This window comes from Vibrio sp. 10N.222.52.B7 (genome assembly GCF_041474275.1).
Classification (GTDB): Bacteria; Pseudomonadota; Gammaproteobacteria; order Enterobacterales; family Vibrionaceae; genus Vibrio; species Vibrio crassostreae_C.
The window spans coordinates 1,089-1,443 of the sequence record NZ_JBFRTU010000261.1 but is presented as its reverse complement, the minus strand read 5'-3'; the positions used below and the strand labels follow the sequence as shown (position 1 = coordinate 1,443).

The window sequence follows — 355 nt, the reverse complement described above, 5'->3', positions numbered from 1 at the left end:
TTTTCATATCGTTTGGAATTGTATCGAGCTTAGGGCATACCAATAAGTCAGCACGACCATCTGTGAGAGATTCCCAACAACCCGCTAAGATTTCCTCTTGCAAACGAACGCGTGTTTTACTGATTTTTCCTAGTTCATCTACCAGTGGGAAAAAGTTATCAATCGGGATAATGCCATCAAAGGCGATGGTCAAATCGAGCTCCCAACCATTGGCTAGAATGCTTGCCTCGTTAACAAGACGTTCTGTAGCTCCAAGAATGATTCTACCTTGCTCAAGTATCAACTGACCCGCTTCCGTGAAATTTGCACGGTGGCCTGAGCGGTCAAAAATCATGATGTCTAGATCTTGTTCAAG

General features: G+C 43.9%; 1 pseudogene. It reads right to left on the bottom strand.

The features are described 5' to 3' along the window. A pseudogene (locus tag AB4512_RS22740) lies at positions 1-355 on the bottom strand (LysR family transcriptional regulator); the annotation flags it as partial.